The sequence below is a fragment of the Nocardia amamiensis genome, assembly GCF_015477605.1.
Lineage (GTDB): Bacteria > Actinomycetota > Actinomycetes > Mycobacteriales > Mycobacteriaceae > Nocardia > Nocardia amamiensis_A.
In genome coordinates this window covers 1-540 of record NZ_JADLQX010000212.1, presented here as the reverse complement: position 1 = coordinate 540, position 540 = coordinate 1, and the positions used below count along the sequence as shown (strand labels likewise).

The following is a 540-nucleotide window of genomic DNA, read 5'->3' as shown; positions in this document are numbered from 1 at the left end:
GACGACACCGTCCGCGCCCGCTACGCAGGCAAGCACACCGTGATCGCCGGGAGTGGGCATTCGGCGTTGACCGCGATCATCGCCTTGGCCGAGGTCGCGAGCAACGAGCCGGGCACCCGGTTGACATGGGTGCTGCGCCCCGGGGAGGTCGGGTCCACTTTCGGTGGCGGCGAGGCCGACCAGCTACCCGCCCGCGGCGCGCTGGGGCAGCGCGCCAAACAAGCCGTCGACACCGGCCTGCTCACCGTGGTGACCGGATTCCGCACCGCCGCAATCGAACCCAGCGGCAACGGCGGGCACGCTGGTGTCGGATGCCGGTCGCCGGATCGAGGACGTGGATCGGGTGGTGGTGTTGACCGGGTTCCGGCCGGAGTTGTCGTGGCTGTCGGAGATCCGCCTCGGCCTGGACCCGGTGTTGCAGGCACCGGTGGAGCTGGCGCCCTTGATCGACCCGAACGTGCACTCCTGCGGCACCGTCTACCCGCACGGGGTGAAAGAACTCTCGCATCCGGAGCCGGGCGTGTTCCTGGCCGGGATGAA

Annotated in this window: 1 pseudogene; it reads left to right on the top strand. The window is 70.2% G+C overall.

The features are described 5' to 3' along the window. Window positions 1-540, top strand: a pseudogene (locus IU459_RS37530) (flavoprotein); the annotation flags it as partial.